The organism is Altererythrobacter sp. GH1-8 (assembly GCF_043702085.1).
In the GTDB taxonomy this organism is placed as follows: Bacteria; Pseudomonadota; Alphaproteobacteria; order Sphingomonadales; family Sphingomonadaceae; genus Erythrobacter.
Genome location: NZ_CP171690.1, coordinates 3,150,753 through 3,158,100 on the forward strand (window position 1 = coordinate 3,150,753; position 7,348 = coordinate 3,158,100).

Here is a 7,348-nt window from a genome sequence, read left to right on the forward strand (position 1 = left end):
AGCAAAACGCAGGATAATCATGCATTAGCCTCCCAAAGAACCAAATGGGGAGGGTGTTATGTCGAGTGCAAGATTGACAAGGACCAAGCGGCTTAAAGCCTCACTGGCCGGTGGGTCCTTGATAGGACTTGGTTTAAGCCTTGTTATCGCTGGGCCGGCTCATGCGCAGCAAGCGGAAGCCGAGGCTGAGGAAACTTCACCTGGCGTCATCATCGTTACCGCTCGCAAGCGCTCCGAGACCAACCTAGAGGTGCCGGAGTCGGTCACCGCGTTCTCTGCGGAAACACTTGCACGAGCGAATATCCAGGATATCGACGATGTCGGTTTGGCCGTTCCAAACCTTCAACTCAGTACACGGGCCGATGGATTTCCCAATGTAACCGTGCGCGGCCTTGGTGGTTTCGGGAATACCCAGGGCGTTGGCTTTTATCTCGATGACGTTCAATTGTTCTCTGATGCTTCCTCGCGGTTCGGCGATCTTGAAAGAATTGAAGTCCTGAAGGGTCCGCAAGGCATTCTTTATGGCGGGTCAAATATTGGCGGCGCGGTAAAGTTCGTAAGTGCAAGGCCTGATCCGAGCGCATTCGAAGGGCGCGTTGCTGCGACCGCTGGCACGGACAATTACCTGGACGGCGAACTGGAGCTTAACGTGCCACTCGGCACCGACTGGGCTTTCAAGGTCTTCGCATTCGGCGAAACCGACGACAGTTTCCTGACAAACCCTCAGACACCTCGGGAAAATGGCCGAACAGCCGAAGGATCAAAGGATATCGGAAGGCGCGAGCAGTTCGGTATTCGTGGTGCGATTTATGGCGATTTGGGAGGGCCGGAAATCTACATTACGGCCCGCTATAATGAACTCGACGGCCCCAATAATGCATGGGTGCGCGAACTGGATGGCAATTTCACCTACTCGCCTCTGATCGACATGAGCTACAATCCGCGCAACAAGCGCGAAACCTTCGGCTTGACCGGCCATATCGATATCCCGCTAGGCAATATGACGCTGGAATCGATCTCCTCCTATACCGATACGAAGTCACGGCGAGAGACCGACTTGGATATCCAGAACGAGTTTGTGCTCGACCTTTTCCGTCCGGAAGACTTTGACGCTTTCACCCAGGAAATTCGCCTGTCTTCAGACGACAGTGGGCCATTCGTATGGCAAATCGGCGGCTATTACCTTGATCTCAAGCGCGACCTGAACAGTGTGCTGATTATTCGTGAGGCATTCTGCTATCTCGACCCGGGCACATGCCCACCGCTAAGCGCGAACGATGATGAAATTCTTGCCGAAGTTCCTTTCGAGGTAAGCAGGCGCAATCGCGAGCAGCTGGCAGCCTTCGTCAACGCATCCTACAGCATTGGCCAGATCGAACTGAGCGGAGGTCTCAGGATCGACAACACGACTTCGAAGCGCGACAATCTCGACACCGGAATTTCTGGCGATGCTGATGAGACGGTTCTTCTGGGTCGGGCGTCGATTTCCTGGTCAAATGCCGACGAGACTGCCTTACTCTACGGAACTTTCTCTCAAGGCTTTGAGCCAGCGGACTTCTCTTTGAGCAACTTGACGGGGTCAGACACCCTGCTGGGTTACAGTAAGGAGAAAGCCAACCAGTTCGAAATCGGCTACAAGGGACGCCTGCTCGACGACAATCTGTTTCTGACCATCGCTGCTTTCTACATCGACTACAAGGATCGGCAATTTGAGTTGCAGGCCGCTGATCCAGCGACGGGCGGTTTCGTCGAAGGCATCGTAAATGTGGGAGACTCAAAGCAAAAGGGCATCGAGCTCGACCTCGTTTGGCGGCTGACCAACAACGTTACTTTGTCGGGCGGCGCGGGCTATATTGATGCTGAATGGGATGACGGTGTCGTGTCGCCCGTTACAGGGCTTGATCTGTCCGGCGTGCAACCGCCCAACGTCTCGAAGTGGAGTGCAAGCGGAGCGCTCGAGTACGAGGGCGACATCGGCGCTAATGAATTCTTCCTGCGTGCCCAGGCGCGTTATAAAGGCGCAAGCTCCACCAATGCGCAGTTCTTCGATGTGCCGGGCGACGACTATCCGATCTTCAAGAACCCGAGTTATTTCGTTCTGGATCTTGCAGCTGGCATTGATGTTGGACGCCTGAGCCTTGGCGCTCGGGTCGAAAACCTGTTCGATAAAGAGTACTTCAACGATGTGCAGGAATTCCCGAACTTTGCTGGTGGACTCAATGCCGGAGAACCGGGGCAGATTATCATTGGGACATTAGGGCAGGCTCAACGCTTCATGGGTTCAGTAGCGTTCGAGTTCTGACGCGCACATTGGGGGGGCAAAAATGCGCCGCCTGGCATCGCCCAGTCGGATATGTTCGATTGGGCGATGCCAGTCAGCGCATTTGATGGCGGGTGAGAAACGCGGTCCAGACTGCCTGATGGAGGTCGCTTAAGCTGAACATGCGATTGGGAAAGCCGGCACGAACCTGCCCTTTAATTTTCTTTGCCTAACTGTCCCGAAATAGCTGATCTGTCCCTTTCAGCGACAAGATAGCCAATGCGGAAATGACCAGGCAGGGCGTGATGATAGCGGTGAAGGTCACTTGCCAGCCCAGCGAGGGCACAAGTATTGCGACGATCGTAGGAAACAGTGCCATGGCTGTGCTCACACAGGCCGTTCCGCAAACTGCGGCAGCTGTTGTCCGCATGTCATCGGGAAAGCTTTCCAGGACATAGGTGATCAGGATTGCGGCCGTGCCAAAGTAAAAAATGCCCATGACTGCGAAGGCTAAAAAGTCCTGCCAGAACGAGGTGGGAAGCCAAATCATGATGGTCACGAGGAGCGCCGCAAGCACGTTCCAGAGCACGATCGTTGTCCTGAGAGGCAGCAAGTATGTACTGACCAAAGCTGAGCCGAGATAACCGATCACGCTGATGCCATAGCCTGATCCGACGATAATGGCCGCGTCGGGAAGGCTATAGCCGCGCACCTCATGCAAGAATGTAGGGAGGTAGAACGCGGTGGATGCAACGGCGCCTGAATAGGAAAAGAACGCCAGGCTGAGCAAGGCAGTCCTCTTCCTGAATTCCGGGGCGAAAAGCGCGGCAAACGGCCTTGCCGTGGTGCTTTCCACCCGCCTCGAGGGCGCTGCCGCCACGCCGAACATGTCCTTGGGCAAGAGGTAACCAAGGATGAGCGCGATTGGGGCAATGATAAACCCGACGAAGAACAGGCTGCGCCAGCTTATATGTTCGATCAGCGGAGCCACGACCATCGCTGAAACCAGCCAACCAAGCGGATAGGCGCATTGCAACACTGCCACCCATATCGCCCGCCACTTCACGGGAGCCGCTGTCACAACGATCGAGTTGGTTATGGGTGAAAGGGCAGCGCTGAACGCAAAAGAGAGGATGCGCGCCAGTGCAAAAGCGTAAAGGCCCGTCAACAGACCCTGCATTCCAACCAGCACCGCCGAGACGAAGAGGCAAAGGGGCAGTGTTAGCCTTGCGCCAAAACGATCGGTCAAGACGCCAATGCCGACCGGCAGGATCATGCCGGCAACGAATGAGAGTGAGATTATGTAGCCAATGCCTTCCAGGCCAAGACCAAACTCTGTCTGGATCTGGGGAATGACATAACCAAAAAGGGATTGATCGACATTGGTCAGAAGCCATGCCGCGAAGGCGATCGCCATGACAGAATAAGCAATTTTTGTGCTGGCATGGTTTAGACCCACGGGTAGCTCTCCTTTTTACCCTGCCCGATCCCGGCTTTCGTTCTTGGCCAGGAAATGGAGAAAGCAATCACAATCTGGTTCAGCAAAACAAAGAAAGCCGATCGACTATCGATCGGCCTTACTTCGCTTATGCGATTGAGGCGAGATAAAGCGGACCTGAGCGGATCGAAGGCAATGCGCTCGCAGCGCAAAAGCCCGGCCGCTCCTATTTGTCAGCGATAGCTGAAGGTTGGCCCTCGCCTTCGATAAATCCCCATCGCCTTACGGCGGCAATAAATGACAGGGTGATTGCGGCTGCGCCCATATCCGCCACCCAGTCCATCACGCTGGCTTCGCGGCCGAGCTCGGGGATCATCTGAATGATCTCGATCGCCGCGCCGAACACTGCGAGCACGCAGAACAGGGTGATGATGCGCGCCCGCGGGAAAGCAGGAGCGATCAGGGTTGCGAGCACGGTGAAGGCAAGGATGTGAAGCAGCTTGTCTTGCGGAGCTCCCGGGAGTGGCGGCGGCTGCGGCAGGCTGGCCATAACGAGCGCGAAAGCAGCTGCACTGAAAAAGACAAGGCGCACTAGCCACTGTAGCCATGGTAGTTCCTTGCGCGGGGCTGCTGAGCCGAATTTACGCAACAATTCTTTCTCGGGATCATTCAGAAACTGTACGCGGATGATCCTTACCAGGAGAAGCGCGACCGCGATGCCGAGAAGGTTCGCCCCGAAATCGAACCAGTCCGCCTTGCGGGAAATTTCGGGCGAAAGCTGGGCCAGTTCGGAAGCGCCGCTGAGCGCGATAAGAAGCACCCCAAGCCTTGCGAGCGAGAGGATCGGAAGCGCGAGCGCTCCAAGCAAAGCCATCGTGAAAGCGGCCGCGACGTGGACCAGCTTGTCGTGTGCCAGCAGGAACATACCGAGCTCAGGTGCGAACGTTTTGATCTCGAGTGCAAGCGGATCAAGCGGAGACATTCCCCGCCCCTGGAAGTCGATAAAGGCAAGTGCTGCTGTAATGGCGAACAGCATCGCGATGGCGAAAGCCCTAAGGACCAACAGCATTTGTTTACTTGCCTTGCTTTGTGCCTGTTGCTGACCGCTTGAGTTGAACGCCGGGCGAGGTCTCCGGATCCCCGAGGAACTCGACGCCATTCTCCCTCAATGTTGCCTCAATCTTTGAGATTGTCCCCTCTCTGGAAGTAGGCAAACCATCTTGTTCCTCAATGCGCTTAACAGTCGACCATCCAACTCCAGCTGCCTGCGCAAGCATTTGCGAAGACCAATTCAACAAGCTCCGACCTGCACGGATTTGAGAGCCTGAGATCACTTGAACACCGCCGTAAATGGGCTATATAGCCCATATGACCAAGCGTAGAGTCTTGAAATCCGAGAAGCGTGATCTGTCATCAGGGCTATTGGACAATATATTTGCTCGTTGCCAAGGGGCTTACTCGGAAAAGACCATGACTGGCTACAGAAACGATCTCCTGCGCTTCTTACGTTGGTGCGAAAGCCAAGGAGAGCGCTGGGTGCCAGCCACCGCCGATGTTGTCGCTCGCTTCATTGACGATCAGATCGAGCATTTTACGCCGGCAACCCTGCGCCGCTCCATCGTTGCGCTCAAGTTCGCGCACCGGATGCTGGAAGAGCCCTACCCTCATGAGAGCCCCGACATCTACCTCGCATTGCGCCGGGCAGCGCGCCGCAAACCGGTGCGCCCTAAACAATCACTGGGCCTGACCTCTGAACTGCTGGAACGGATGATTGAGGCAGCACCCAAAAACCTTCCCGGAATGCGTGATGCGGCCCTCGTGAGCTTTGGTTATGACACGCTCTGCAGGAGCCGCGAGATCGCCATCATCAAGGTCGAGCACCTCGCGGATGATCTGAGCTCGGTCCTGATCCCCTTCGCCAAGAACGATCCGTTCGGACAAGGACGCACGGCCTATCTCTCGCCCCGCTCACAGAGGTTGATAGGTGGATGGCTTGAGGCGAGCGGGATCGATGATGGCCCGCTGTTCCAGGGCTTTCATACCCTCAAGCTGTCCGGCGAGTTCCTCAACACCTCCTCGATCCGGCGGATCGTGAAGAACCTCGCAGAGGCCGCCGAACTGAAAGAGACGCAAGTCGAGGGCCTGTCAGGTCACTCGATGAGGATCGGAGCAGCGCAAGACATGATGTGCTCCGGCTTCGACTATCTTGCCATCATGCAAGCTGGCGGTTGGAAGAGCATCAACGTGCTCGCTCGATACGTCGAAAATGCAGCAGCCAAGAACTTGCAAAAAATCAGGTGGACGAGCTAGTCGCGCGCGCGTCTTACTAAGGCCTTCCGACACTGTTGTAGGCGAAGCCTCGCTCGCGCACGTCGTCGGGTTGATAGATGTTGCGCAAGTCGACCAGAACCGGCGATTTCGCCAGGGCCATAACCCTGCCAAGATCAAGCGCGCGGAACGCGTCCCACTCGGTCACGATGGCGACCGCATCCGCGCCTTCGATCGCCTGGTAGGGATCATCGCACATGGTGACTTGTGGCATCAGCGGCTTGGCGATTTCCATGCCTTCCGGGTCGAATGCGGCGATCTGGACGCCTGCATCGGCGAGTGTCTGCGCAATCGCAATTGCGGGCGAATCGCGCATGTCATCGGTATTGGGCTTGAAGGTAAGGCCGAGCAGCGCGACCTTCTTGCCGCGAGCCTTGTCTGCGCCGCCGATCGCGTCAAGAACCTTGCGTCCCATCGCGCGCTTGCGGCTGTCGTTGACCTTGACCACGGCTTCGACGATCCGCACCGGACTGTCGTAATCCTCAGCGGTCTTGAGCAGCGCGAGGGTATCCTTAGGGAAGCACGAGCCGCCATAGCCTGGGCCGGCGTGAAGGAACTTGGAGCCAATCCGATTGTCCATCCCGATGCCGCGCGCGACATCCTGAACGTCCGCGCCGACCTTCTCGCACAGATCTGCCATCTCGTTGATGAAAGTGATCTTGGTCGCAAGAAACGCGTTGCCCGCATACTTGATCAGCTCACTTGACCGGCGGCTGACAAACAGGATCGGCGATTCATTGAGATACAGCGGACGGTAGACTTCACGCATGACATCGCGTCCGAAATCGTTTTCCGCGCCGATGACGATGCGGTCGGGTCGCTTGAAGTCGCCGATCGCTGCGCCTTCGCGCAGGAATTCGGGATTAGAGACAACAGTGACGTTGAGGCCGCGCTCCTTGACCGCAGCGCTGTCCATCAGGATGCGCTCCACTTCGTCGCCGGTGCCGACCGGGACCGTCGATTTGGTCACAACGACTGCGTCATTCTGGAGGCTATCGCCCACTTCGCGTGCGACCGCGTAGACAAACGACAAGTCCGCATGGCCATCACCCCGGCGGCTCGGCGTTCCCACCGCAATGAAAATCGCATGCGCACCGTCAATCCCGGAAGCGAGATCGGTTGTGAATGACAGACGACCTGCCTTCACATTGGTCTCAACCAAAGCATCGAGGCCAGGCTCGTAGATCGGCATGATCCCGTCATGCAGGCGCGCGATCTTGCTTTCGTCCTTGTCGATGCAAACGACATCGTGGCCGAAGTCTGCGAAACAAGCGCCAGATACCAGACCAACATAGCCCGATCCGACCATTGCGATTTTCATG

Annotated in this window: 5 protein-coding genes; 2 read left to right on the plus strand and 3 right to left on the minus strand. The window is 56.6% G+C overall.

Annotation, left to right across the window (positions count from 1 at the left end; translation table 11 throughout):
- Positions 1-58 precede the first annotated feature (58 nt).
- The gene (locus tag ACG9DO_RS15155; RefSeq protein ID WP_394729402.1) at positions 59-2,302 is read left to right on the plus strand and encodes a TonB-dependent receptor; all 2,244 of its coding nucleotides are present in this window, start codon (positions 59-61) and stop codon (positions 2,300-2,302) included.
- 187 nt (positions 2,303-2,489) lie between these two features.
- On the opposite strand, the gene ACG9DO_RS15160 is transcribed toward ACG9DO_RS15155, so the two are convergent.
- Complete coding sequence (locus tag ACG9DO_RS15160) at positions 2,490-3,677, minus strand: MFS transporter (RefSeq protein ID WP_394729404.1); 1,188 nt, start codon at positions 3,675-3,677, stop codon at positions 2,490-2,492.
- Positions 3,678-3,924: 247 nt separating this feature from the next.
- Positions 3,925-4,767, minus strand: a complete 843-nt coding sequence (locus tag ACG9DO_RS15165; protein WP_394729406.1) for a VanZ family protein — start codon at positions 4,765-4,767, stop codon at positions 3,925-3,927.
- A gap of 299 nt (positions 4,768-5,066) precedes the next feature.
- Here ACG9DO_RS15165 and ACG9DO_RS15170 point away from each other — a divergent pair, with 299 nt between their 5' ends.
- A complete protein-coding gene (locus ACG9DO_RS15170; RefSeq protein ID WP_394729408.1) occupies positions 5,067-6,008 on the plus strand; it encodes a tyrosine-type recombinase/integrase in 942 nt (313 codons plus the stop codon).
- A gap of 16 nt (positions 6,009-6,024) precedes the next feature.
- Here the strand turns inward: ACG9DO_RS15170 and ACG9DO_RS15175 are convergent, their stop codons facing one another.
- The gene (locus tag ACG9DO_RS15175) at positions 6,025-7,347 is read right to left on the minus strand and encodes a UDP-glucose dehydrogenase family protein (RefSeq protein WP_394729410.1); all 1,323 of its coding nucleotides are present in this window, start codon (positions 7,345-7,347) and stop codon (positions 6,025-6,027) included.
- Between the last annotated feature and the right edge of the window lies 1 nt (position 7,348).

Excerpts from the sequence above, each read along its gene's own strand:
- ACG9DO_RS15155 (WP_394729402.1), top strand. The coding sequence starts at position 59 with ATGTCGAGTGCAAGATTGACAAGGACCAAGCGGCTTAAAGCCTCACTG.
- ACG9DO_RS15175 (WP_394729410.1), bottom strand. The coding sequence starts at position 7,347 with ATGAAAATCGCAATGGTCGGATCGGGCTATGTTGGTCTGGTATCTGGC.
- ACG9DO_RS15160 (WP_394729404.1), bottom strand. The coding sequence starts at position 3,677 with ATGGCGATCGCCTTCGCGGCATGGCTTCTGACCAATGTCGATCAATCC.
- ACG9DO_RS15170 (WP_394729408.1), top strand. The coding sequence starts at position 5,067 with ATGACCAAGCGTAGAGTCTTGAAATCCGAGAAGCGTGATCTGTCATCA.
- ACG9DO_RS15165 (WP_394729406.1), bottom strand. The coding sequence starts at position 4,767 with ATGCTGTTGGTCCTTAGGGCTTTCGCCATCGCGATGCTGTTCGCCATT.